The 24093-nt window shown below is 64.1% G+C and carries 19 protein-coding genes; 12 read left to right on the top strand and 7 right to left on the bottom strand.

Going from position 1 to position 24093, the window contains the following annotated elements; translation table 11 throughout:
* The first annotated feature begins 220 nt into the window (after positions 1-220).
* The 3 genes from clpS to AC1RJW_RS12440 all read left to right on the top strand — a co-directional run bounded on the left by clpS (position 221) and on the right by AC1RJW_RS12440 (position 6358).
* A complete protein-coding gene (gene clpS, locus AC1RJW_RS12450; protein WP_034751577.1) occupies positions 221-523 on the top strand; it encodes an ATP-dependent Clp protease adapter ClpS in 303 nt (100 codons plus the stop codon).
* Positions 520-2820: an ATP-dependent Clp protease ATP-binding subunit ClpA gene (gene clpA / locus AC1RJW_RS12445; protein ID WP_070312116.1), complete on the top strand. Its 2301-nt coding sequence runs from the start codon at positions 520-522 to the stop codon at positions 2818-2820. The genes clpS and clpA overlap by 4 nt, the downstream gene beginning before the upstream one ends.
* A gap of 172 nt (positions 2821-2992) precedes the next feature.
* A complete protein-coding gene (locus AC1RJW_RS12440) occupies positions 2993-6358 on the top strand; it encodes a S41 family peptidase (protein ID WP_493045198.1) in 3366 nt (1121 codons plus the stop codon).
* 5 nt (positions 6359-6363) lie between these two features.
* Here AC1RJW_RS12440 and AC1RJW_RS12435 read toward each other — a convergent pair whose 3' ends face one another.
* The 5 genes from AC1RJW_RS12435 to prpR form a co-directional block, all read right to left on the bottom strand.
* Positions 6364-7083, bottom strand: a complete 720-nt coding sequence (locus AC1RJW_RS12435) for a LytR/AlgR family response regulator transcription factor (RefSeq protein WP_493045197.1) — start codon at positions 7081-7083, stop codon at positions 6364-6366.
* Positions 7080-8138: a sensor histidine kinase gene (locus AC1RJW_RS12430; RefSeq protein WP_493045196.1), complete on the bottom strand. Its 1059-nt coding sequence runs from the start codon at positions 8136-8138 to the stop codon at positions 7080-7082. Before AC1RJW_RS12430 ends, AC1RJW_RS12435 begins: the two co-directional genes overlap by 4 nt.
* 3 nt (positions 8139-8141) lie before the next feature.
* Positions 8142-9014: an alpha/beta fold hydrolase gene (locus AC1RJW_RS12425; RefSeq protein ID WP_493045195.1), complete on the bottom strand. Its 873-nt coding sequence runs from the start codon at positions 9012-9014 to the stop codon at positions 8142-8144.
* Between the two features lie 90 nt (positions 9015-9104).
* The gene (locus AC1RJW_RS12420; protein ID WP_493045194.1) at positions 9105-10052 is read right to left on the bottom strand and encodes a phytanoyl-CoA dioxygenase family protein; all 948 of its coding nucleotides are present in this window, start codon (positions 10050-10052) and stop codon (positions 9105-9107) included.
* 24 nt (positions 10053-10076) lie between these two features.
* Positions 10077-11702 carry a propionate catabolism operon regulatory protein PrpR gene (gene prpR / locus AC1RJW_RS12415; RefSeq protein ID WP_493045193.1) on the bottom strand — a complete coding sequence of 542 codons (1626 nt, stop codon included), beginning with the start codon at positions 11700-11702 and terminating at the stop codon, positions 10077-10079.
* A 211-nt stretch (positions 11703-11913) separates the two neighbouring features.
* Between prpR and AC1RJW_RS12410 the strand changes: the two genes are divergently transcribed.
* The gene (locus AC1RJW_RS12410; RefSeq protein WP_493045192.1) at positions 11914-15582 is read left to right on the top strand and encodes a sensor domain-containing protein; all 3669 of its coding nucleotides are present in this window, start codon (positions 11914-11916) and stop codon (positions 15580-15582) included.
* A 123-nt stretch (positions 15583-15705) separates the two neighbouring features.
* Here the strand turns inward: AC1RJW_RS12410 and xth are convergent, their stop codons facing one another.
* Complete coding sequence (gene xth, locus AC1RJW_RS12405; RefSeq protein ID WP_493045191.1) at positions 15706-16470, bottom strand: exodeoxyribonuclease III; 765 nt, start codon at positions 16468-16470, stop codon at positions 15706-15708.
* A gap of 581 nt (positions 16471-17051) precedes the next feature.
* On the opposite strand from xth, the gene AC1RJW_RS12400 reads away from it, so the two are divergent.
* Genes AC1RJW_RS12400 through AC1RJW_RS12385 form a run of 4 tightly spaced genes read left to right on the top strand, consistent with a single transcriptional unit; the run spans position 17052 to position 18665 of the window.
* Complete coding sequence (locus tag AC1RJW_RS12400) at positions 17052-17423, top strand: phiTE_015 family protein (RefSeq protein WP_092798511.1); 372 nt, start codon at positions 17052-17054, stop codon at positions 17421-17423.
* Between the two features lie 10 nt (positions 17424-17433).
* On the top strand, positions 17434-17622 hold the full coding sequence (locus AC1RJW_RS12395; protein ID WP_034782199.1) for a DUF1653 domain-containing protein: 189 nt from the start codon (positions 17434-17436) through the stop codon (positions 17620-17622).
* A gap of 33 nt (positions 17623-17655) precedes the next feature.
* Positions 17656-18126: a CreA family protein gene (locus tag AC1RJW_RS12390; protein ID WP_230538379.1), complete on the top strand. Its 471-nt coding sequence runs from the start codon at positions 17656-17658 to the stop codon at positions 18124-18126.
* Between the two features lie 11 nt (positions 18127-18137).
* Complete coding sequence (locus AC1RJW_RS12385) at positions 18138-18665, top strand: hypothetical protein (RefSeq protein WP_493045190.1); 528 nt, start codon at positions 18138-18140, stop codon at positions 18663-18665.
* A 185-nt stretch (positions 18666-18850) separates the two neighbouring features.
* Here AC1RJW_RS12385 and AC1RJW_RS12380 read toward each other — a convergent pair whose 3' ends face one another.
* Positions 18851-20344: a leucyl aminopeptidase gene (locus AC1RJW_RS12380; RefSeq protein ID WP_493045189.1), complete on the bottom strand. Its 1494-nt coding sequence runs from the start codon at positions 20342-20344 to the stop codon at positions 18851-18853.
* 67 nt (positions 20345-20411) lie between these two features.
* Here AC1RJW_RS12380 and lptF point away from each other — a divergent pair, with 67 nt between their 5' ends.
* Genes lptF through AC1RJW_RS12360 form a run of 4 tightly spaced genes read left to right on the top strand, consistent with a single transcriptional unit; the run spans position 20412 to position 24092 of the window.
* Positions 20412-21557 carry an LPS export ABC transporter permease LptF gene (lptF, locus tag AC1RJW_RS12375; protein ID WP_493045188.1) on the top strand — a complete coding sequence of 382 codons (1146 nt, stop codon included), beginning with the start codon at positions 20412-20414 and terminating at the stop codon, positions 21555-21557.
* Positions 21554-22723: an LPS export ABC transporter permease LptG gene (gene lptG, locus AC1RJW_RS12370; protein WP_493045186.1), complete on the top strand. Its 1170-nt coding sequence runs from the start codon at positions 21554-21556 to the stop codon at positions 22721-22723. The genes lptF and lptG overlap by 4 nt, the downstream gene beginning before the upstream one ends.
* Entirely contained in the window at positions 22723-23130 is a 408-nt protein-coding gene (locus tag AC1RJW_RS12365; protein WP_493045184.1) for a sirohydrochlorin chelatase, read from the top strand. The genes lptG and AC1RJW_RS12365 overlap by 1 nt, the downstream gene beginning before the upstream one ends.
* Positions 23127-24092, top strand: coding sequence for a Stealth CR1 domain-containing protein (locus AC1RJW_RS12360; protein ID WP_493045182.1), 966 nt, complete (start codon positions 23127-23129; stop codon positions 24090-24092). Before AC1RJW_RS12365 ends, AC1RJW_RS12360 begins: the two co-directional genes overlap by 4 nt.
* Position 24093 lies beyond the last annotated feature (1 nt).

Raw genomic sequence — 24093 nt, 5'->3', positions numbered from 1 at the left:
TGCAACAGTCGATACAGCATTGTTGGCGGAATAAATAATGAAGTCAAGCGCTTTTCCATCGATATTGCCAAATTCTTCACGACAACCAAAAAAGCAACTCTTGATTTTGACAGCAAGGTCGCCATCTGCGCACTATTAAGAAAACGCGTAAGATTGAAAACAATTGGAAAGGCGTAGATATTGCGCATGACAACCACTGTGAAAGCATTAGAATAAGCGTATGGCAACCAAGCACGACACAGAAACCCTGCTGGAGCGGCAAGTGCTGAAGCCGCCACCGCTCTACCAGGTGGCCTTGCTCAATGACGACTACACCCCGATGGAATTTGTGGTGGCCATCATTCAGGAGTATTTCAACAAGGACCGTGAAACGGCGACGCAAATCATGCTCAGTGTTCATCGCTACGGCAAAGGAGTGTGCGGCGTGTTCTCTAAAGATATAGCGTGTACCAAAGTGGAGTTCGTTTTAACGCATGCGCGCAAGGCGGGGCATCCCCTGCAGTGCGTGATGGAGGAAGTATGATTGCGCAGGAATTAGAAGTAAGTTTGCACATGGCGTTTGTCGAAGCTCGGCAGGCACGGCACGAATTCATCACGGTTGAGCATTTATTGCTGGCACTGCTGGACAATCCCTCCGCTGCCGAGGTGTTGCGTGCCTGCGCGGTCAATATTGAAGACCTGCGCAAGACCCTCACCAATTTCATCGGCGATAACACGCCGACCGTGCCTGGCACGGGCGAAGTCGACACCCAGCCGACGCTTGGTTTCCAGCGCGTGATCCAGCGCGCCATCATGCACGTCCAGTCCGCCTCGAACGGCAAGAAGGAAGTCACGGGCGCCAATGTGCTGGTGGCCATCTTCGGCGAAAAGGATTCGCATGCGGTCTACTACCTGCACCAGCAGGGCGTGACGCGCCTGGACGTGGTCAATTTCATCTCGCACGGCGTGCGCAAGGACCAGTCGACGGAAAGCGCGAAAGCCTCCGAAGGCGTGGAAGAAGCGCCCGTCGACGGCCAGCCGAAGGAAAGCCCGCTCGACCAGTTCACGCAAAACCTGAACAAGGCCGCTGCCGAAGGCAAGATCGACCCGCTGATCGGCCGCGAGGAAGAAGTCGACCGCGTGATCCAGATCCTGTGCCGCCGCCGCAAGAACAATCCGCTGCTGGTGGGCGAGGCGGGCGTGGGCAAGACGGCCATCGCCGAAGGCCTGGCTTACCGCATCACGCAAAGCGATGTGCCGGAAATCCTGCAGAATGCCGTCGTGTATTCGCTGGACATGGGCGCCTTGCTGGCCGGTACCAAATACCGCGGCGACTTCGAACAGCGCCTGAAAGCCGTGCTGAAGCAGTTGAAGGACAATCCGAACGGCATCCTGTTCATCGACGAGATCCATACCATCATCGGTGCGGGCTCGGCCTCGGGCGGTACCCTCGATGCGTCCAACCTGCTGAAACCGGCACTGGCGAATGGCCAGCTCAAATGTATCGGCGCGACCACGTACACGGAATTCCGCGGCGTGTTTGAGAAAGATCATGCCTTGAGCCGCCGTTTCCAGAAAGTGGACGTCAACGAGCCGACCGTCGAACAAACCGTGCAAATCTTGCGCGGCCTCAAGTCGCGCTTCGAAGAGCACCATGGCGTGAAATACTCGGCCTCGGCCCTGTCGACGGCGGCCGAACTGGCGGCGCGCTTCATCAACGACCGCCATCTGCCCGACAAGGCGATCGACGTCATCGATGAAGCGGGCGCGGCGCAGCGCATCCTGCCGAAGTCGAAGCAAAAGAAAACCATCGGCAAGGCCGAGATCGAGGACATCATCGCCAAGATCGCCCGCATTCCGCCGCAAACGGTCAACCAGGACGATCGCAGTAAACTGCAGACGATCGACCGCGATTTGCGCAATGTTGTGTTCGGGCAAGATCCGGCCATCGACGCGCTGGCTTCGGCCATCAAGATGGCCCGTGCCGGCCTGGGCAAGACGGACAAGCCGATCGGCTCCTTCCTGTTCTCCGGTCCGACCGGCGTCGGCAAGACCGAGGTGGCCAAGCAATTGGCCTTCATCCTCGGTATCGAGCTGATCCGTTTCGACATGTCGGAATACATGGAACGCCACGCCGTCAGCCGCCTGATCGGCGCGCCGCCGGGCTATGTCGGTTTCGACCAGGGCGGCTTGCTGACGGAAGCGATCACCAAGAAGCCGCATGCGGTCTTGCTGCTCGATGAAATTGAAAAAGCCCATCCGGACATTTTCAATATCCTGCTGCAAGTCATGGATCACGGCACCTTGACGGACAACAATGGCCGCAAAGCCGATTTCCGCAACGTGATCATCATCATGACGACGAATGCGGGCGCGGAAAGCCTGCAAAAGACGTCGATCGGCTTTACCAACTCGAAGCAGGCGGGCGACGAGATGGCCGACATCAAGCGCATGTTCACGCCGGAGTTCCGCAACCGCATCGACGCGACCATCAGCTTCCGCGCGCTGGACCAGGACATCATCCTGCGCGTGGTCGACAAGTTCCTGATGCAGCTGGAAGAACAGTTGCACGAGAAAAAGGTCGAAGCCGTGTTTACCGAGAAGCTGCGTGCTTTCCTCGGCAAGAAGGGCTTCGATCCGCTGATGGGCGCGCGGCCGATGGCGCGTTTGATCCAGGACATGATCCGCAAGGCGCTGGCCGACGAACTGCTGTTCGGCCGCCTGGTCACGGGCGGACGGGTCACCGTCGACCTCGACGACAAGGAGCAGGTCTTGCTGGAATTCCCGGAACCGCCAGACGCGGCGCCGACGGCGGCACCTGAAACGGTGGAAGTGGAATAAACTTCCTGCCGTCAACAAAAAACCCGCCCACGCAAGTGGCGCGGGTTTTTTTACGTTTTTATGGACAATAAAGAAGGTTTTAAGAAGGTTTTCTTTGGTCGTAGTTATGCCAGAATTGCTGTCCGGTATCGACATGATGTCCATGCCACCTGACCGCTATCTGGATGCCCACATGAAAATTTCCCGAACTCTCGCCTTGCTGCTGTTGTCCGCCGGAATGCTGGCTAACGCTGCGGCCGCCGCTGCCGCGCCTGCCGGCAGTTATTTCCGCTTTCCCGCCGTGCGCGGCGATACCGTCGTCTTCACGGCCGAAGGCGATTTGTGGAAAAGCAATCTACGCGGTGACGCGGCCCAGCGCCTGACCACGCATCCCGGCTATGAAACGAACGCGGCAATCTCGCGCGACGGCCAGTGGCTGGCGTTTTCCGCCGCCTATGAGGGGGCGCAGGAAGCGTATGTGATGCCGCTCGCCGGTGGCTTGCCGCGCCGTATTTCCTTTGACAACGGCGGCGTGCTGGTGCTGGGCTGGACGGCGCAGGGCGAAGTGCTGGTCAGCACGCAAAATACGGACGGTCCCGCCTCGCGCCGCATCGTCGCCGCCATCGATCCCGTGAAACAGACGCGGCGCGTGTTTCCCGTGGCCGACGCCAACGACGCCGTGCTCGACGACGCCGGCAAGACCCTGTTCTTCACGCGTTTCGGCCTGGCCATGACGAATGACAATGTGCGCAACTACCGGGGCGGCGCGCATGCCACGCTGTGGCGCTATGAGCTCGACGGCAAGGGCGAGGCCGTACGCATGCACGCGGAGCCCGCTGTGTTGGCAGGCAACAACAAGCGCCCCATGTGGTGGCAGGGCCGCGTGTATTACATCAGCGACGAAGGCGGCAGCGACAACCTGTGGAGCATGCTGCCCGACGGCTCCGACCGCCGCGCGTTGACCAGCCACACGCAGTGGGACGTGCGCAACGCGCAGCTGGGCGACGGCAAGATTGTGTATCAATTGGGTGCAGACCTGCAGGTACTGGACCTGGCCGCAGGGACGGATTCATCGCCATTGCCGATCAGCCTCGTGTCCGATTTCGACCAGCAGCGCGCGCGCCAGATCCGCTCGCCGCTCGATACCTTGAGCAATGTCCAGGTGTCGGGCAAGGATGAGCGCATCATCCTTACTGCAAGGGGGCGCGTCAGCATCGCCGGCACGGGCAGCTTGCGCCGCGTCGATATCGCCATTCCCGAAGGGGCGCGGGCGCGCGATGCCGTCTTTTCCAGCGACGAGAAATCCGTGTTCGCCATCGTCGACACGAGCGGAGAGAACGAAATCTGGAAGTACGCGGCCGACGGCTCGGGCAAGGGCGAGCAGCTGACGACGCAGGGAGATAATCACCGCTGGAAGCTGTACCCGTCGCCGGACGGGCGCTGGCTGGCGCACACGGATAAAAAGGGCCGTTTCTGGCTGCTGGACCTGGCCACCAGGGGCAACCAGCTGATCGATGACGCGGGCAAGGCGGGCGTGGACAAGCATGACGAGGTGCAATGGTCGTCCGACAGCCGCAACCTGGCCATCGTGCGTGTGGCCAGCAACGAGCAGCGCGAGCAGATCGGCCTGTACAACCTGGCATCGAAGCAGCTGCAGTTCGTCACCAGCGACCGCTATACCTCCGGTTCGCCCGTTTTTTCGCCGGACGGGAAGTGGTTGTATTTCATGTCGGCGCGCAATTTCCAGCTGGCCAATGGCTCGCCGTGGGGCGACCGCAACATGGGCCCCGTGTTCGACAAGCGCATCGGCGTGTATGCGCTGGCGCTGCAGCCGGGCAACCGTTTCCCGTTCCAGCCCGACGATGAGCTGAGCCGTCCGGGAGTGAAACCGGCCGAGACGGACGATGAAAAGGCGGCCGAACTGGCGGCGGAAAAGGCATTGGAAAAGGCGGGCGGCAAGCCGGCCGTGAAGAAAACGCCGGCCGCCCTGCCGGACGTCGTCTTCAAGGGCTTGGCCGAGCGCCTGTATGAAGTGCCGCTGGCGGCGGGCAATTACAGCGCGCTGGCCATGGATGACAAGCGCCTGTATTTCCTCGAGCGCGACAGCGGCGAGAACAAGTCCAGCCTGAAGACCCTCGCCATTGGCAATACGGGCTCCAAGCCGGAACTGCTGGTGGCCAATGTGCGCGAATTCGACCTGGCGCAGGATAAAAAGCATTTGTACTACAGGACAGCAACCAGCGCAGCGGCTACCGGCCCGGGCGAGATGCTGGTGATCGAGGCGGGCGCCAAGCTGCCGTCCGACTTGTCGAAGGCGAAAGTAAAAGTCGACGACTGGACGTTTGTGTCGAACCCGCGCCTGGAATGGAAGCAGATGTTCAACGACGCGTGGCGTCTGCACCGCGATTTCCTGTACGACGCGAAGATGCGCGGCGTGGACTGGAAGGCGGCGCGCGACAAGTATGCGCCGCTGGTCGAGCGGGTCACGGACCGGGCCGAGCTCAATGACGTACTGGGCATGATGGTGGCCGAAGTGGGCGCCCTGCATTCGCAGATCCGCCCCGGCGAATTGCGCCGCACGGAGCAGGAAGGCGCGCCGGCGGGCCTGGGCGCGGTGCTGACGCGCACCAGCGAGGGCTACCGGGTCGAGCATGTCTACCGCAGCGAGGCGGAACTGCCCTCGGCGCGCGCACCGCTGTCGCGGCCCGAGGTCGACGTGCGTGAAGGCGACGTGATCACGGCCGTCAACGGCAAGGACGTCTTGGGCGCGCGCGACATCAGCGACCTGCTGCTGAACCAGGCCGACAGGCAGGTGCTGCTGCAGGTCAAACGGGGCAATGGCAAGGGCGCGCCGCGCGCCGTCATCGTCACGCCCGTCAACATGGCGAAACAGACGGCGCTGCGCTATGGCGACTGGGAATTGAGCCGCGCCGAGCAGGTGGCCGCCGTCTCGCAGGGGCGCATCGGCTACCTGCACCTGCGCGCCATGGGCGCCAACGACATCGCCTCGTTCGCGCGCGATTTTTACGCCAACATCAACCGCGAAGGCCTGATCATCGACGTGCGGCGCAATAACGGCGGCAATATCGACAGCTGGATCATCGAAAAACTGCTGCGCAAGGCCTGGGCCTACTGGGCGCCGCCGGGCGTGCAGCCATCGTCGAACATGCAGAACACCTTCCGCGGCCATCTGGTCGTGCTGGTCGATGAACTCACGTATTCCGATGGCGAGACCTTCGCCGCCGGCATCAAGGCATTGAAACTGGCGCCGCTGGTGGGCAAGCGCACGGCCGGCGCCGGCGTCTGGCTCAGCGACAATACGCGCCTGGCCGACAATGGCATGGCGCGCGTGGCGGAAAACGGCCAGTTCGGCATCGATGGCCAGTGGCTGATCGAAGGCGTGGGCGTGCTGCCTGACGTCGAGGTGGAAAATCCGCCGCACGCCACCTTCAATGGCGGCGACCGCCAGCTGGACGTGGCGCTCGACATGCTGGCGAAAAAGCTCAGGGAACAGCCGCGCCCCGCGTTCCAGGCGCAGCCGATCCCCGCGCTGAAGTAAGGGCGCTACAGGCCGCAGGCAGCCTTGAACTGCTGCGCGCGGCGGCGCGACACCTCGACCACGCTGCCGTCGCGCAAATGCAGGTCGAGGCCGTCGGCCGCATTCGGTGCCACCTGCGCCACCTGCGCCAGGTTGACGATCTGGCGCCGGTTGGCGCGCAAGAATTGCGCAGGATCAAGCCGTTCTTCCAGCTGGCTCAATGAGCGCAGCATCAGCGGCTGCTGCGCGCCGAAATGCACGCGCGTGTAGTTGCCTTCCGATTCCAGCAGGCGGATATCGTCAAACGCGACAAACCAGCAGCGTTCCCCATCCTTGATGAAGACCTTGCGCGGCGCGGGCGGCGGCACGGCTTGCGCCCGCGCGCCGGCGCGTGCCAGCGCCGTGGCCAGGCGTGCCGCCTGCACGGGTTTTTGCAGGTAGTCGAGGGCGCTGACCTCGAACGCCTGCAGCGCGTACTGGTCGAAGGCCGTGCAAAAGATGACGTCGGGCGCCTCGTCGAGGGCGGCCAGCAGGTCGAAGCCGGAGCCGCCTGGCATTTGCACGTCGAGCAGCAGCAGGTCGGGCCGCAGCTTGCCGATTTGCGCGACGGCGTCGGCCGCGCTGGCCGCCTCGCCCACGATGTCGACCGCACCGCGCTGCACGTGCGGCGCCAGCAGGCGCCGCAGCTCGGCGCGCGCCAGGCGCTCGTCATCGACCAGCAGTAGCTTGAGCGGCCGAGCGATCATGCCTGCTCCGGCAGGTCGATGGTGGCGACCACCCAGCCCGCCTGTTCGCGCAGTTCCAGGCTGGCGCGCTCGCCGCAGGCCAGCTGCAAGCGCTGGCGCGCATTGCGCAGGCCGACGCAGGTGGAGTTGCCCGGTGCGCGCAAGGCGCCCGTGTTGGCGACCTCGATCTGCAGCATGCCCGCACCAGCGTCGCGTCGCGCCGCGATGCGGATGTCGCTGCCGTTGGGGCTTGTCTCGACGCCGTACTTGACGGCGTTTTCCACCAGCGTTTGCAGGGCCATGGGCGGCACGCGCACCTGTTCCAGGCCGGGCGCGCTGATCTCAATCGCAAAGTTGACGCGCAGGCGCTCCTCGAAGCGTATCTGTTCGATCGCCAGGTAGGCGCGCACGGCGTCCAGTTCGGCCGACAGCGGCACCGTCGCGTGCTGGCCAGACTGCAGCGCATGGCGCATCAGGCCGGCCAGCTGGTCGATCATGTGCGCGGCCGCCTCGCGGTCTTCGAAGATCAGCGCGCGCACGCTATTGAGGCTGTTGAAGAAAAAATGCGGATTGACTTGCGCCTGCAGGGCGCGCAGTTCCGCTTCCCGCCCATGCAGCTGCAGGCGCAGGGTTTCCGCTTCCAGGTGCGCGGCGCGGCGCAGCGACAGCGCGGTGAAGTAAAACACCGTCCAGGTCAGGAATACCCCGAACCAGAACAGCAGCGCGCCGGGCAGCCAGGCCAGGCCGCGCAGGACATCGGGCGGATACATGACGTGGAAGGCGGCCGTCACGCTGGCCGTCTGGATGGCGGCCAGCAGGGCCAGCGCCGGCACGATGCGTTTCCAGCGCAAACCGTTCGCCGCCCAGCCGCGCCGGCGCAGGACGCCATGCCACAGGTGTGACAGCAGCAGCCCGCCCAGGGAACCCCAGCAGGCAATCGTCACGACGATACGCAACTGCGAGGAACCGCCATACACGCTGTTGAACAGCGCGAGTGCGCTCCAGCCGGCCAGCTGGAAGGTCCAGTACCAGTTGATCCTGGCCAGCAGCGGCGGACGTTGCACGGGCGCGTTCACTGCCTAGTCCAGGAATTGTTCGATGCGCGCATACATCCAGTCCGGCTGGTCGTACATGATGAAATGGCGCGCCGTGTCGGCCAGCGCGATCTGCACGCCCGGCAACTGGCGGTACTGCTGCTGGAAGGTCGCTTCGATGGCGGCGCGCGGCGCATAGTCCTTGTAGGCGATCCAGGTGCCCAGCACCAGGGTGGGCGACGTGATGCGCGCCACGTCCTGGCGCAGGTCGCTGGCCATCAGGCTGCCCATGGCGCTGATGACGGTTTCGCGGTCCGAGCGCTGGCCCCAGCCGATGATGCGTTCCACGTCGGCCGGCGCGCTGGCCATGGCCGCGACGGTGCGGCGCTGGCTGGCGCCGGCGGTGGCCGCGTCCTGGGCCCGCATGGCCGATTGCATCTGCTGCGACATGGCTTGCAGCTGCTGCGGCGTGGCGTCCGGCATTTGTGTCGCGCCCAGCGCCGGCAGCGAGTCGACGATCAGCAGCTTGCCCGTCTGGGCCGGATGGTCGATGGCCATTTTCAGGGCCAGGAAGCCGCCCAGGCTATGCCCGATGATGGCCGGCTGGCCCAGTTTTTCCGCCACGATGTAGCTGGCCAGCTGCTGCTCCGCCTGCGCCAGCAAGTCGCCTTCGATGGGCGCCACGCCGGCAAAGCCGGCCAGGTTTAGTACGTGGCATTGACGTGCGGTTTGCGGCCCGCACAGGCGCGCCACCGTGCCTTGCCAGACGTCGCCCGACGACGCCAGGCCGGGAATCAGGATCAGCGGGCGGCCCTGGCCCGTGACGTCGACCGTGAATGCGGTGGGGGCAGCGGCCTGGCTGGCGCCAGCCGCCAGCAGGGTATTGAGCAAGATCAATGTTTGCAGTGTGCGTTTCATGGGGTACTCCTCCTTGACGACCATGCTAGCGGCGCAGGCGTTCGGCCGCCAGCGCCGCGGGATGAGCGGCGGCAGGGCGGGATGAGTGGTTCAGATCCACGCATCCTGGTCCTGGCAGTGCTCGGGATGGTAGGTCAGGTATTGCACCATGCGGGGCGCCGGGCCGCGGTTGGGCGTGGCACAATGGGGCAGGGCCTGGTGCCAGATGATGAAATCGCCGGCCATGCCTTCGACGGGCACGGGCCGCAGGTCTTCGACGGCCCATTCGCGCGGCTGGCGCCCTGGCGGCACTTGCCGCAGCCAGTCGGCCACGTGCCGCTGGAAGCCGGGCACGCAGTGAAAGGCGCCGTGCTGCGCCGGACAGTCGCTCAGGTACAGCATGCCTTGCAGCTTGAACGGAATCGGCTGTTGCAGGCTGACGTCCCAGTGCAGGGCGCTGCCAAGGAAGCGGTGCTGCGGCGTTTCCGGCGGATTGAAGCTCACCTTGTCGATGCTGGCGTAGATGCCTGTGCCGGCGCCGGTGCCTGTTTCGTATAGCTGGTATAGCTGCTGGTAGGCGTGGCGTATGTGCGCGCTGTGGCGGTTTTCTTCGAGGGCCGGATGGTCGGAAAACTGCAGCATCAGGCCCCGTTTTCCCGGGTGCGGCCGGTACCACGATGCCGGCTCGTCGGGGGAGGCGCCCAGGTAGTCCCAGATGGCCGTTTGTGCGGCGAGGCACTGCGCGCGCGGCACGGCGCCGCGCAGCACCAGATAGCCGTGCTCGTCGAAATGGCGCAGCTCGGCGGCGGACAGCACGTCCTGATGGGGACTGTTGGCGTGCGCGGGACGGACGCGCGTGCGGCCAGCCAGCCACGCCTGGAAGGCTTCCACGGTAGGGCGTTGCTGATACAGGAAGTGCAGCGCGTCTTCCATGGAAATGCCGCGCGCGTACAGGGCCTTGATGTCCCGCTGGTCGCGCGCCAGCCCCTGCTTGCCTGTCGCGCCGGCGCGTCCCGTGCAGCGCTGCCATAAATCGTGCAGGTGAGGCCAGTCGTCCATGATATTTTTCGTCTGGGTGATAAATCAGCCGGCGCGCAGGCGGCGCCACAGCGTGGTGCGGCTGATGCCGAGGTAATGGGCGGCGGCGTCGCGGCGCCCGCCGAAGCGCGCCAGCACGGCGCTGGCGCTTTCGTCTTCCAGGCGCGGCGGCACGGCAGCGGCCGGCGCCGGCAGGGGCGCCGTCGTGCCGCCTGCGTTGCCCAGTTCCGGCGCCACGCCCAGCACGAAGGCGGGTGTCAGCGCCTGCAGCGGTTCGGCGGCCAGGAACAGGGCCAGGCGCTCGGCCAGGTTGCGCAGCTCGCGCACGTTGCCGGGCCAGTCGTAGCGGCGCAGCAGTGGCGCGCAAGCCTGGATTTCCGCGTGCAGGTTGGGGTGCGGCCGGGCGCCCAGCGCGGCCAGCGCATTTTTCAGCGACCATTCGGCCAGGCCGGGAATGTCGCTGGCGCGTTCGCGCAAGGCGGGCAAATGCAGGCGCAGCACGGCCAGGCGGTAGAACAGGTCGGCGCGGAAGCGTCCTTCGCGGATACGCTGTTCCAGGTCGCAATGCGTGGCGCTGATGATGCGTACATTGATGGCGATGGGCCGCGTGCCGCCCACGCGCACCACTTCGCGCTCTTCCAGCACGCGCAGCAGCCGCGTTTGCAGGGCCAGCGGCATTTCGCCGATTTCGTCGAGGAACAGGGTGCCGTGATTGGCCGCCTCGAACAGTCCCGCATGGCCGCCCCGGCGCGCGCCCGTAAACGCCCCGTCCTCGTGGCCGAACAGTTCCGATTCCAGCAGGGACTCGGCGATGGCGCCGCAATTGATGGCGATAAAGGGCCGGTTCGCGCTCAGGCTGCGCGGGCTTTCGCGGTGGATGGCCTGCGCCACCAGCTCCTTGCCGCTGCCCGTCTCGCCCTGGATCAGCACCGTCGCCGGCGAGCGGGCATACAGCACCACCGACTGGCGCAGCGCTTCCATCGCCTCCGATTCGCCGCGCAAATCGTGTAGGCCATGGCGTGCGCGCAGGGTGTCGGCCACCACCGCGCGCCGTCCCCGGTTCGATTCGATCTGGGTCAGGCGCGCCAGTTCCAGCGCGTCGTCGAAGGCGCGCCGGATAGCCGTGGCCGAATACACGAAGACGGCGGCCAGCCCCGCCTCTTCGGCCAGGTCGGTGACGAGGCCCGCGCCGACGACGGCTTTGACGCCCTCGGCCTTCAGTTCGTTGATCTGCGCGCGCGCGTCTTCCTCGGTGGCATAGGTGCGCTGCGCGATCTGGAAGCCGAAGGTGGCGGCAAATTCGCCCAGTTCCGGCATCGGGTCCTGGTAGGTGACGACGCCGATGTGCGGCGAGATGCGCCGCGCGCGCGCCAGCGCCTGCATCACGTCGTAGCCGCTGGCCTTGGCGATGATGACGGGTACCGACAGCCGGCCTTTCAGGTAGGCGCCGTTCGAACCGGCCGCGATGACGGCGTCGCAGCGCTCCGTGGCCATGCGTTCGCGGATGTGGCGCACGGCGTCGTCGAAGCCCAGGTTGATCGGTTCGATCGTCGCCAGGTCGTCGTATTCGAGCGTGATGTCGCGGAACAGGTCGAACAGCCGCGAGACGGAGACGGTCCAGATGACGGGTTTGTCGCGGTGGTCGAGCGGAGGTTGGGGAGGGCGGCGCATGCTTTATTCTAAACGATTTGTTTCAATTTATTGCCATGCAACGCCGTTGCAACGGGCGTGTTGCAAGTGGTCTGTGGCGTTTCAGATATTGCCAATAAGGAATATGAAAAAACCGCTGGAAACTGGTTTATGATCTAGCAGCACCATGATGCTTGGAAGAATGTGTTTCCCAGGCACATGTTCACTTTGCCTTTAACCATCCATGGTGTCCATGAAGCGCGTACCGACCAGTCCCGATTTCATCGCCGATGCCTTGCAGCTGATCGCCTTGCCCGCGTGCGCCTGCGATGCCTGCGGCATGGTGGTGGCCGCGAATGGCGCCTTGAATGCCTTGCTGGGCAAGGATGTGACGGGCCGGCTGCTGGCCGACTGTTTTACGGACGCCTACCGCGCGTCGAGCAGCAGCATGCTGCGCGGCGCGCTCGGTGCGGCCGGGCGCGAGCGGCAGTGGGACAGCAGCCTGCAAGGGGAGGCAGGCGCCATCGCCGTGCAGGTCTGGTCCAGGCCCCTGCTGGTGGACGATGGCTTGCCGGGCGCGACCCTCGTGTTTGCCGACATCAGCGTACAGCAGCGCGACCAGCAAGCCTTGCGCAAGACCTTGCTGGAACAGCAGGCGATCCTGGAAAGCGCCGCCGTCGGCATCGTGTTTTCCAAGGGCGGCTTCATCGAGGAGTGCAATATCCGCGCCGCCGAGATGCTCGGCTATGCGCGCCACCAGCTGACGGGCATGCCGGGCGCGGTGCTGTACCGCTCCGCCGAGCATTGCCGCGCGCTGGGGCTGGAAGCGGCGCCGCTGCTGTCGAAGGGCAAGCCATACCGCACGGAGCTGGAATTGCGGCGCCAGGACGGCACCTTGTTCTGGAGTCGCCTGCACGGGCGCGCCGTCGATCCCCTCAATACGCATGACGGCACGGTGTGGATCATCGAGGATATCAGCGACCACCGGCGCGATGAAGACCAGCTGCGCCGCGCCATGCTGGAAATGCAGGCCGTGATGGACAACGCGCCGCTGGCCATCGGTTTTCAGCGCGACAAGGGCGTGTTGCGCTACAACCGGCGCTTCGCGGAATGCTTCGGCTTCGATGGCGACAGCGGCGTGGGCCTGGCCGTCGCCGACCTGTATCCGTCGCGCGCGGCCTACGAGAACGTGGTGCGGCAGGCCGCGCCCCTGCTGCGGCGCGGCCTGCCGTTCCAGGGCGAGATGGAGATGCGCCGGCGCGATGGCTCCACGTTCTGGGCGCTGGCGTATGGCTATGTGCTCAATCCCGAAAGCCAGTCCGACCGCGCGCTGCGCGACACGATCTGGCTGTTTGACGACCGCAGCGCGCAGAAGGCGGCCGAGGAAGCGACGCGCCAGCTGATGCTGGAGCAGCAGGCCATCCTCGACAATGCCTCCGTCGGCATCCTGTTTTCGCGTTCGCGCCTGATCCTGCGCTGCAATCCCCGCTTCGCCGAAATGTTCGGCTACGCGCAGGAGGAGATGAAGGGCCTGCCCGCCGCCGAACTGTTTCCCTCGCCTGCCGCCTACGAGGAGTTTGGCGTGCAGGCGACGCCGCTGCTGGGGCAGGGCTTGCCGTACGAGCAGGATGAATCGCTGTTCCGCCGCCGCGACGGCAGCCTGTTCTGGTGCCGCATCCGCGCCAAGGCCGTCGACCAGGCGCACAGCGAGCAGGGCGCCATCTGGATCCTCGAAGACATCACGGCCAGCCGCCAGGCACAGATGGAGGTGGCAGCCATCATGACGAATGCCTCGGTGAGCATCCTGTATACCAAGAACCGCCAGATCACGCGCTACAACCTGGGCTTTGCCGCGATGTTTGGCTACAGCGGCGACGAGGCGCTGGGCCTGCCCGGGCGCGCGCTGTACGTGTCGCAGCAGTCCTACGACCTGCTGGGCGCGGCGGCCTTTCCCTTCCTGTCGGTGGCCAAGCCCTTCCAGACGGAAGTGGAGATGATGCGCCGCGACGGCACGACCTTGTGGGCGCAGCTGATCGCCTATGTCGTCAATCCGGACGATCCCGCCGCCGGCACCATCTGGATCATCGAGGACCGCACGGAAGCCAAGCGCGCCGAAGAATCCCTGCGCAACGCGCTGCTGGAAAACCAGGCCATCCTCGACAGCGCCGTGCTGGGCATCTCGGTGGTGGAGGGCGGCCACAATTTGCGCGCCAACAGCAAGATGGAGGAGCTGTTCGGCTATGGACCCGGCGAGATCAACGGCCTGTCGGTGCAGACCCTGTACCCGGACGTGGCCGCGTGGAAGGCGGCGCGCGGCGAGACGGCGCGCGATTTCGAGGCGGGCAGGGTGCACATGTCCGAATACCAGCTAGTGCGCAAGGATGGCAGCCGCTTCTGGGCGCGCTTGTCCGGCCGGCCGTTTGATCTGGCGCATGCGCATGGCCGTTCCGTATGGCTGGTCGACGACGTGACGGCGCGCCGCGAGGCGGCCGAGGCGGTGCGCCGCGCGCGCGACGAGCTGGAATTGCGGGTGCAGGAACGCACGGCCGAACTGGCCGGCGCCAACCTGCTGCTGCAGGGCGAGATCGTCGAGCGGCGCCAGGCCGAGGCGCGGGTGCACCACATGGCTTACCACGACAACCTGACGGGCCTGCCAAACCGCGCGCTGCTGTCGGACCGGCTGGAACGGGCCATGCTGGCCTCGCAGCGCTCGGAACGCAAGCTGGCCGTGATGTTCATCGACCTCGATCGTTTCAAGACCATCAACGATTCTCTGGGCCACATGACGGGCGACCTGCTGCTCAAGGAGGTGGCCGCCCGGCTGTGCGGCGCGGTGCGCGCCAGCGACACGGTGGCGCGCCTGGGCGGCGATGAATTCGTCGTGCTGGTGCCGGGCATCCGTGGTGCCGATGAAGCGGCGCGCGTGGCGGAGAAGATCATCGAGGCGCTGACGCCCGCCTTTCCGCTCGATGGCCACGTGCTGCACGTGACGCCGTCGATCGGCATCTGCCTGTATCCGGACGATGGCGGCGATGTCGACGCCCTGATGCGCCATGCCGATGCGGCCATGTACCACGCCAAGGGCAACGGCCGCAACAACTACCAGTTCTTCACGCAGACGATGAACCAGGCGGCGGCCCTGCACTTCGACCTGGAAAGCAGCTTGCGCACGGCGCTGGCGCTGCAGCAGTTCGAATTGTTTTACCAGCCCGTCATCGATATCGCCACGCGCCGCCTGCACGGCATGGAAGTGCTGCTGCGCTGGCGCCGTCCGGGCCACGGCCTGGTGCTGCCGGACCGCTTCATTCCCATCATGGAGGAGAACGGCCTGATCGTGCCGGTGGGAGAGTGGGTCATGCGCCAGGCGTGCGAGCAAAGCATGGCCTGGCAGCGCCAGGGCTTGCAGCCGGTGCCCCTGGCGGTGAATCTGTCGCCGCGCCAGTTCATGCACAAGGGTCTGGTGGCGGCTATCGGCGCCGTGGTGCGGGAAACGGGCATCGATCCGGCGCTGCTGGAGTTCGAGATCACCGAGACGGCGCTGATGCAGCACGGCGAGCATACCCTGGAGATTTTGCGCCAGATCAATGGCATGGGCTTGCGCCTGTCGATCGACGATTTCGGCACCGGCTATTCCAGCCTGGCCTACCTGAAGCGCTTCCCCGTGAAGAAGGTCAAGATCGACCGCGCCTTCATCAAGGACCTCGAGCACAGCGCGGAAGACCGCGCCATCGTGTCGGCCATCATCGCGCTGGCCGACAGCCTGCAATTGTCGGCCGTGGCCGAGGGCGTGGAAACGGAAGAGCAGTTCTCCCTGCTGCAGGCGCACGGCTGCCGCTATGCGCAGGGCTATCTGTTTTCCGCGCCGGTGCCTGCAGCGAATGCGCAGGCGCTGCTGGAACGCGTCAAGACTTCGAGCGCCTAACAGAACCGTAGCGAGCGGCAGTGAGTTGTGGCTGAGAAGCGGAGCTGTGCGAAGCACGGGGCCGCCGAGGCAGTGAGCATCGGCGGCCGCAAATCGCGACGCGCAGTAGCTTATGTTAAGTGCTCAATCAATCGTTGCCACGACCGGCGCATGGTCGGACGGCTGTTCCCACTTGCGCGGCACGCGGTCGATCACGCAGGCCGTGCAGCGGCCAGCGAGGGCGGGCGAGAGCAGGATGTGGTCGATGCGCAGGCCCTTGTTCAGGCGGAAGCCCAGCTGGCGGTAATCCCACCAGCTGAACGATTTTTCCGCCTGTTCGAACAGGCGGAAGGCATCCGTCAGGCCGATGTCGAACAGGCGCTGCAGGGCGGCGCGTTCCTTGTCCGAGACCAGCACCTGGCCTGCCCAGGCGACGGGGTCGTGCACGTCGCGGTCGTCGGGGGCGATATTGTAGTCGCCGACGACGGCCAGCTGCGGGTGCTGCCGCGCTTCTTCGGCCAGCCAGTCGTGCAGGGCGGACAGCCAGCCCAGCTTGTATTCGTATTTGTCCGAGTCGACGCTCTGGCCGTTCGGCACATAGGCGCAGACGACGCGCACGCCGGCGATGGTGGCGGCCAGGATGCGCTGCTGCGCATCTTCATAGCGCGGGTTGTTCTTCACCACGTCGGTGATCGGCAGCTTCGACAGGATGGCCACGCCGTTGTAGGTCTTCTGGCCGCTGAAGACCACCTGGTAGCCGGCCGCCTCGATGTCGGCGACGGGGAACTTGTCATCCGTGAGCTTGGTCTCTTGCAGGCACAGTATGTCGACCGGGTTGTCTGCCAGCCACTGCAGCACTTGCGGCAGGCGCACTTTGAGCGAGTTGACGTTCCAGGTGGCGAGTTTCATGGGAAAAATCCTTGCTTGAGTAGGTGACGATTGGGTGGTGATAGGCGCGAATCTTACCGCATGCGTGCCGATGGCGTCCTGCCCCGCCTGCCGGGCACGGGCTTGATTGACTGGCAGGACAAAAGCGGTATCAATAAAGTATTTGTATTTAACCAATCGTGACGCATGAATATTATGTTTTTGTGTATCATTGATCAACCACTATGCTTGATTTGGCATAAGTGGCTGGCGCGGCAGGCTGCGTCTCGCCGTTTGACGCGACAAAGGTGTAAAGTTTCTGGCTAAAACGCGATAAAAACTACTAAAATGGCACAATGTAACAACTGTGTCATACGGCTTTGTTACAGCCAAGTTAAGAACCGAACAGGAAGCAGTTGTAATTAGTTGTAATTGCTATTCCGATTACATGACCACTGTGCCGGGGACGGAACGTTAATTCCGTCCTTGGCGCCGCCAAACTTGTTATATAAATTGCAGTACTATATCTATGAGACTGTTTTGCGACATCAATAGATGGTACTATTTTGAAATGTTGCAGTTTTAATAGTGAGACTTGCGCGTAGCATTTGCAAAGGAAGAAAATGCGAACTGCATTTGAAGCGTGGGCGCAGCGTGACGGCCACATTGTGCGGCGAAGAGAAGACAAACCGGATGAGTACCTGATTTTCGAGACCCAGCGCCGCTGGGTTATCTGGCAGGCGGCTCTGACGCATGGCAAGACGGCGACCAAGCCGCGCGTGAGCGCGGCCGAAAAGGCGGCGAAAGCCCAGCGTGCGCTGGAAATGTCCTCCGATGAGGCGACCGTGCGCAACAAGGTGCTCAATGAGGTGCTCGACGCCTTCAGCGGCGCCGATGGCGCGGCCGGCATGGAAGGCATACTGAAAGTGATCCAGGGCCTGAAGATGAAGCAGAAGGCACTGGCCGACGACAAGAGCGAAGATTCAACGGCTTGAGGGGACGGCGATGCGTTATCGGCACTACAAGGGCGGCATTTATGAGCTGGTGTGCGAAGCCACGCTGGAAGCGGATCTGACGCCAATGATCGTGTATCGCGCCGCGGACGGTTCCATCTGGACCCGGCCGAAAGACGTGTTCTTTCAACTGATCGAAGTCGAAGGCGTCATGGTCCAGCGTTTCGCTCCCATCAACTGATGGCCGCCTGCGTGCGTGCCCGGGATACTCTTCATGCGTAAATTGCTGCCTGCAGCCTTGGTGCTGGCCTTTGCCTGCGCCGCGGCGCATGCCGAAACCATCGGTTCGGTCGACACGGTGTTCAAGCTGATCGGCCCTGACCATAAAATCGTCGTCGAAGCGTATGACGATCCCCGTGTCGCTGGCGTCAGCTGCTATCTGTCGCGCGCCAAGACGGGCGGCATCAAGGGCGCCGTCGGCCTGGCCGAGGACAAGGCCGATGCGGCCGTGGCTTGCCGCCAGGTGGGGCCGCTGCAATTCAAGGGCAAGCTGCCGCGCCAGGAAGAAGTGTTTACCGAGCGTGCCTCGATCTTCTTCAAGCACGTGCGCGTCGTGCGCATGGTCGACAGCAAGCGCAATGCGCTGGTTTACCTCGTGTATTCCGACCGCCTGATCGAGGGCAGCCCGAAAAACAGCGTCACCGCCGTCGCCGTGCCCGGCGACCAGCCGATTCCCGTCCGTTAAGCGAGCTTCCCATGCGCGTACCATCGTCTGCCGCCCTTGCCGCCAGGACGCTGCTGCTGTTTGGCCTGGGCGGCTGCGCCACCCTGACGGGCAACACCGAGCAGATGGTGCTCGTGCAAACCATCCAGGATAACCGCGAGCTGACGGGTGCCGGCTGTATCCTCAGCAACGACGTGGGCAAGTGGTTCGTCACCACGCCCGGACGCATCACCATCCGCAAGAGCCAGGAGCCGTTGAAGGTCGACTGCCGCAAGCACGGTTCGCCCGCCATCGCGACGGACGACCACATCGACCCCAAGCTCAATGGCAGCGTCTGGGGCAATGTCATCCTGACCCTGGGCGTCGGCTACTTCGTCGACCGCAACACGGGCGCCGGCTTCGACTACCCGTCGATCCTGACCATCGTCATGCAAGACCCCGCGCGCCTGGCGCCGCCGCCCGCGCCCATTTCCGCGCCCGCGCCAGCGCCCGCCGTGCCGGAAACGGTGGTGCAGCCCAAGGTGGCACCGTCGCCGTTGCCCAATCCCGTCGTCTACTGATTCAATGACACATAAAAAAGCCGCCAGGTCAGTGACCGTGGCGGCTGTCTTCTTGCGTAACGACGCCTGACAAAACCGTAGCGAGCGGGAGCTGGTGGTGGCCGAGAAGCGCAGCTGTACTTTATGTACAGCGAGCATCGCCGGCCGCCAATAGCCCCGCGCAGTAGGTTTGGTCTGGCGTTCTCTTATACCCGGTTGATCAGGAACGTCGTCAGCAGTGGGACTGGACGGCCGGTCGCGCCCTTCGAGCCGCCCGATTTCCATGCCGTGCCGGCGATGTCCAGATGCGCCCAGGTGTACTTCTTGGTGAAGTTTTCCAGGAAGGCCGCTGCCGTCACCGAGCCGCCGCCTGGCGTGCCGATGTTGGCCAGGTCGGCGAAGTTCGACTTCAGCTGCTCGTTGTACGCCTCTTCGATCGGCATGCGCCATGCCGTGTCGCTGGCTTGCTTGCCCGCTGCCAGCAGTTCATTGGCCAGCTGGTCATGCGCCGCATCGCTGCGTGTGAACAGGCCGCTGTTGTGGTGGCCCAGGGCGATGACGCAAGCGCCCGTCAGGGTGGCGATATCGACCACGGCTGCCGGCTTGAAGCGTTCGGCGTAGGTCAGCGCGTCGCACAGCACCAGACGGCCTTCGGCGTCCGTGTTCAGCACTTCGATGGTCAGGCCGTTCATGGAGGTGACGATGTCGCCCGGCTTGGTGGCGCGGCCCGACGGCATGTTTTCGCACGCGGCGATGACGCCGATGACGTTCAGCTTCAGGTTCATTTCGCCGATGGCGCGGAAGGTGCCCAGTACCGAGGCGGCGCCGCACATGTCGTACTTCATTTCATCCATGCCAGGACCGGCCTTGATCGAAATGCCGCCCGTGTCGAAGGTGATGCCCTTGCCGACCAGGACCACTGGCGCATCCTTGGCCTTGCCGCCCATGTGTTTCAGGACGATGAATTTCGGCGGCTGCTCGCTGCCGTTGGTGACGGACAGGAAGCTGCCCATCTTCAGCGCTTCGAGCTGTTTGCGGTCCAGGATTTCGACTTCGAACTTGTAATCCTTGGCCAGCTGCTTGGCCGTGCTGGCCAGGTAGGTCGGATTGGCGATGTTCGCCGGCAGGTCGCCCAGCTTGCGCGTCAGGTCGGAACCGTTGGCGATGGCGATGGCTTGCGCCAGCGCGCCGCGCGTGGCTGCCGTTGCTGGCGCCGCCAGGACGATCTTGCGCACGCCTGCCGGCGCCGGATCTTTTTTGCTTTTTTGCGAGTCGCAGCGGTATTCGCTGTCGTGGGCGGCTTGCACCACGCAACGGATTGCCCAATTTACGTCGCGCTCTTTCACTTCAGCCAGCGGTAATGCGATAATGGCGTCCGCAGCGCCCAGCGAGCCGAAGGCCTTCAGTGCGGCTTGTACGCCGGTTGTGAAGCTTTTTTCGCTGACAGTGTCATCGCTGCCCATGCCTACCAGCAGAACACGTTCGGCGGCGACGCCATCGACTGCGCGCAGCAGCAACGTGCTGCCAGGCTTGCCGCTGATGTCGCCGGACTTCAGCGCAGCCGAAATCGCACCCTTGCTGTCCAGCGATTTTGCCGCTGGCGACAGTTTTTTGTTTTCGAATACCGCAACCGCGATGCATCCGCTTTTGGCCGTGCCGAGGGTGCTCTTGGTATCGAATGCTTTTATGCTAAAGTCCATTTGGTTCTCCGTTTTCATTTACTAGTAACGTGTTACTCAACTAACTGACCCGAATTATAAACTCCGAATGATCTTTCAACGCGCCCTTCGACGTGAATTGGCTAGTGCCGCCGGGGCCACCTTCACTGTTTTGTTCAGCATCCTGCTCACCTGGATGCTGATCGGTATTCTCGGCAAGGCGGCGGGCGGCAAGATCGCATCGGCCGACGTCATGTCCCTGATGGTCTTTTCCGCCCTGATGCAGCTGCCCACCATCATCATCCTCACCGGTTTCATTTCGGTGCTGATGGTCGTCACGCGCAGCTACAAGGAGTCGGAGATGGTGGTGTGGTTCGCCTCGGGCCTGAGCCTGTCGCGCTGGATCTGGCCCGTGCTCAGCTTCGGCCTGCCGCTGGTGCTGGCCACGGGCATCCTGAGCCTGTACGCCACGCCGTGGGCGCAAAAGAAAAGCGATGAATATGTGGCGCGCTTTGAAAAGCGCGAAGACCTGCAGAAAGTCACGCCGGGCCAGTTCCGCGAATCGGCCGGCAGCAACCGGATCTTTTTCGTCGAGGGCGTCAGCGGCGAGAAGAACGTGGTGCAGAACGTCTTCGTCAATACCGTCGATGAAAAAGGCAGCGCCGTCGTCGTCGTCGCCAAGGAAGGCGTGATCAATACCGACGCCAAGGGAGAACGCTTCCTGGTGCTCAAGAGCGGCCGCCGCTACCAGGGCGTGCCGACACAGGCGGACTTCCAGACCATGGAGTTCGAGCAGTACATCATGCGCATCGAGAGCAAGCAGCAGGAACTGGGCGCGGAACTGGGCGTGCGCGCCATGAGCACCATGGCGCTGGTCGCCGATCCGAATCCCTACACCATGGCCGAATTGCTGTGGCGGGTCAGCGCGCCGCTGATCGGCCTGATGCTGATCCTGCTGGCCATTCCGCTGGGCTTTGTCAATCCGCGCGCCGGCAGTTCGACCAACCTGATTATCGCCCTGCTGATTTTCTTTACGTACAGCAACCTGATCAAGGTCGTCGAAGCGAGCGTGAAACAGGGGCGCCTGACCTTCGGCCTGGCCTGGTGGCCGCTGCACCTGCTGGCGGCGCTGGCCGTGGTGGCGCTGTTTGCATGGCGCCTGAATGTGAACCACCGCTACCATCCGCTGGTCCTGCTGGCGGCCTTCAAGCGCGCGCGCCGCGCCGGCAAACCAAGTAAAGCGGCATCGAAATGAAGATTTTACAGCGCTATTTTGCGGTCTCGATATTCCAGGCGGTGCTGTTCGTGCTGCTGGCCTTCCTGGCACTGCAAGCCTTCATCGATCTGACGGGCGAGCTGCCCAAGGTGGGCCGTAACGGCTACACCATCCAGTATGCCTTCCTGTATGTGTTGGTGCTGGTGCCGGGCCACGTGTACGAGGTGATGCCGATCGCGGCGCTGATCGGCACCATCTACACGATGGCGCAATTTGCCGCCAGTTCCGAATTCACCATCATGCGCGCCTCGAGCATGTCGACGGCGATGGCCGCCGGTTTCCTGTTCCGTATCGGTATCGTCTTCGTCGTCATCACCTTCATCTTCGGCGAGTTGATCACGCCGCGCACGGAGCCGCTGGCCGAGCGCCTCAAGCTGACCTCGCGCGGCGCGGCCGTGTCGAGCGAATTCCGCTCGGGCCTGTGGACCAAGGACATGGTCAAGAGCGACGGCCTGACGGGCACCGTCACCGGTTCGCGCTTCTTCAATGTCGGCGAAGCGCGTCCGGACGGCCAGCTGAAAAACGTCAAGCTGTATGAATTTGACACCGATATGCGTTTGCGCACCTTGACCGTGGCCAAGGGGGCGACGTATCAGGGCAATAATATCTGGCGCCTGACCGATGTGACGGAAACCTCGTTCTCGAACAGCGCGGCGACTTCGCCCGGCTTCGAGCCGAAGCTGGCGAACTACTATGGGCAGGAAACGAGCCTGGTGCGCACGGTGCAAAGCGCCAGCAAGGACATGACGTCGGAAGTGACGCCGAAGATCCTGACGGTGTCGGCATCCGATCCCGAGCGCATGTCGGCCAGCGAACTGGCCGTGTACACGCGCCACTTGGCGGAGAACAAGCAGGAAACGGAGCGTTTCCGCATCGCCTTCTGGAAAAAGCTGATCGATCCGCTGGCCATTTTCGTCTTGATGGCGCTGGCGCTGCCGTTTGCCTACATGCATACGCGCAGCGGCGGCATCAGCCTGAAGATCTTCATCGGCATCATGATCGGCGTGAGCTTCATGCTGGTCAACACGCTGTTCTCGCATCTTGGCTTGCTCAGCACCTGGCCCGCCTTCCTGACGGCGGTGGCGCCGAGCGCCCTGTACCTGCTGCTGGCGCTGGGCGCCCTGTGGTGGGTGGAGAGGCACTGATGGAGGCGAACGTGAAACAGGCGCTGATCCTGTTTGCCCATGGCGCGCGCGCCGCATCGTGGGCCGCGCCATTCGAGCGCCTGCGCGACCTGACCCAGGCGCGCATGCCCGGCACCAGTGTGCACCTGGCCTTCCTTGAACTGATGACGCCGCGCCTGCCCGAGCTGGTGGCGACCCTGCTGGCCGAGCTGCCCGCCGGCGCCATCCTCGACGTCACCGTGGTGCCCGTGTTCCTGGGGCAGGGCGGGCATGTGCTGCGCGACTTGCCGCTGCTGCTGGAAGAACTGCGCCAGCAGCATCCGCAATTGCGCCTGAAGGTGGTCGAGGCGGTGGGCGAGAACGCCAGCGTGCTCGCCGCCATCGCCGATTACTGCGTGGCGGCGCCAGGCTTCAGCCCTCTGCCTTGAGCGGCATTGACATCGTCTACCTGTGGGTTGACGGCGCCGATCCCGCCTGGCGCGCGCGCCGGCAGCACGCGTACGCCGCCTGGGCGCAGGCGCATCCGGGCCAGCTGGCCCTGCACGGCAACGTGGCGGGGCGCTACCGCGACAACGGCGAACTGCGCTACAACCTGCGCGCGCTCGAGCGTTTCTTCCCCGGCCACGGCCATGTCTACCTGCTGACGGACCGGCAAGTGCCGCACTGGCTGCGCGCTTCACCGCGCCTGACGGTGATCGACCACGCCAGCCTGATGCCCGGCGCCGCCTTGCCCGTGTTCGATTCCGGCCATATCGAATCGTACCTGCACCATATCCCGGGTTTGTCCGAACGTTTCCTGTATTTGAACGACGATGTATTTTTCGGCGCGCCGTTCGATTCCGCGTTCTGGTTTGGCGGGGAAGGGGACCGGTGCTTGAGCGTGTTCACGGAAAGCGCGCTGCACGATGATGTGCCGGGCTTGCGCGCCGACGTGGCGGCGCCCGTCAACTGCGCTACCCTGTCGCGGCAATGGCTGTCGGCGCAGTACCCCGCATACCGGCATGAACCGTGCCTGTATGCGCATGCGCCGCGGCCCATGCTGAAAAGCGCGCTGCATGCGCTGGAAGGGCTGGCGCCGGCCATGTTTGCCGCTGTGCGCGCGACGGTGTTCCGCTCGTGGCAGGTGCCGGCATTGCTGCCCGACCTGGTGCCGCGCTGGATGGTGCATCAGGGGATTGCGCGCTCGCGCATGCTCGACCCGCTGCATATCGCCAGCGGCGATGCGCAGGCGCCGCAGCAGCTCGAGGAGCTGGCGGCGCGTTTCGGCAGCTTGCCGTTTTTCTGTATCAACGATACCTGCGACGAGGCCGAGGATGACGACCCGCGCCTGCTGCGCGTGGCCGCTACCTTGCAGCGGCTGCTGCCGCTGCCGTCTTCCTTTGAGATTTGAC

The organism is Janthinobacterium sp. GW822-FHT07A03, assembly GCF_058798815.1.
The sequence above is the reverse complement of the archived record's forward strand: the minus strand, read 5'-3'. Positions and strand labels throughout refer to the sequence as shown.

Coding starts and splice junctions, on each gene's coding strand:
- AC1RJW_RS12390 (WP_230538379.1), top strand. CDS start 17,656: ATGCGTAAATTGCTGCCTGCAGCCTTGGTGCTGGCCTTTGCCTGCGCC.
- AC1RJW_RS12380 (WP_493045189.1), bottom strand. CDS start 20,344: ATGGACTTTAGCATAAAAGCATTCGATACCAAGAGCACCCTCGGCACG.
- clpA (WP_070312116.1), top strand. CDS start 520: ATGATTGCGCAGGAATTAGAAGTAAGTTTGCACATGGCGTTTGTCGAA.
- AC1RJW_RS12365 (WP_493045184.1), top strand. CDS start 22,723: ATGGAGGCGAACGTGAAACAGGCGCTGATCCTGTTTGCCCATGGCGCG.
- AC1RJW_RS12410 (WP_493045192.1), top strand. CDS start 11,914: ATGAAGCGCGTACCGACCAGTCCCGATTTCATCGCCGATGCCTTGCAG.
- AC1RJW_RS12395 (WP_034782199.1), top strand. CDS start 17,434: ATGCGTTATCGGCACTACAAGGGCGGCATTTATGAGCTGGTGTGCGAA.
- AC1RJW_RS12425 (WP_493045195.1), bottom strand. CDS start 9,014: ATGAAACGCACACTGCAAACATTGATCTTGCTCAATACCCTGCTGGCG.
- AC1RJW_RS12435 (WP_493045197.1), bottom strand. CDS start 7,083: ATGATCGCTCGGCCGCTCAAGCTACTGCTGGTCGATGACGAGCGCCTG.
- AC1RJW_RS12400 (WP_092798511.1), top strand. CDS start 17,052: ATGCGAACTGCATTTGAAGCGTGGGCGCAGCGTGACGGCCACATTGTG.
- lptG (WP_493045186.1), top strand. CDS start 21,554: ATGAAGATTTTACAGCGCTATTTTGCGGTCTCGATATTCCAGGCGGTG.
- AC1RJW_RS12385 (WP_493045190.1), top strand. CDS start 18,138: ATGCGCGTACCATCGTCTGCCGCCCTTGCCGCCAGGACGCTGCTGCTG.
- AC1RJW_RS12440 (WP_493045198.1), top strand. CDS start 2,993: ATGAAAATTTCCCGAACTCTCGCCTTGCTGCTGTTGTCCGCCGGAATG.
- prpR (WP_493045193.1), bottom strand. CDS start 11,702: ATGCGCCGCCCTCCCCAACCTCCGCTCGACCACCGCGACAAACCCGTC.
- AC1RJW_RS12420 (WP_493045194.1), bottom strand. CDS start 10,052: ATGGACGACTGGCCTCACCTGCACGATTTATGGCAGCGCTGCACGGGA.
- lptF (WP_493045188.1), top strand. CDS start 20,412: ATGATCTTTCAACGCGCCCTTCGACGTGAATTGGCTAGTGCCGCCGGG.
- clpS (WP_034751577.1), top strand. CDS start 221: ATGGCAACCAAGCACGACACAGAAACCCTGCTGGAGCGGCAAGTGCTG.
- xth (WP_493045191.1), bottom strand. CDS start 16,470: ATGAAACTCGCCACCTGGAACGTCAACTCGCTCAAAGTGCGCCTGCCG.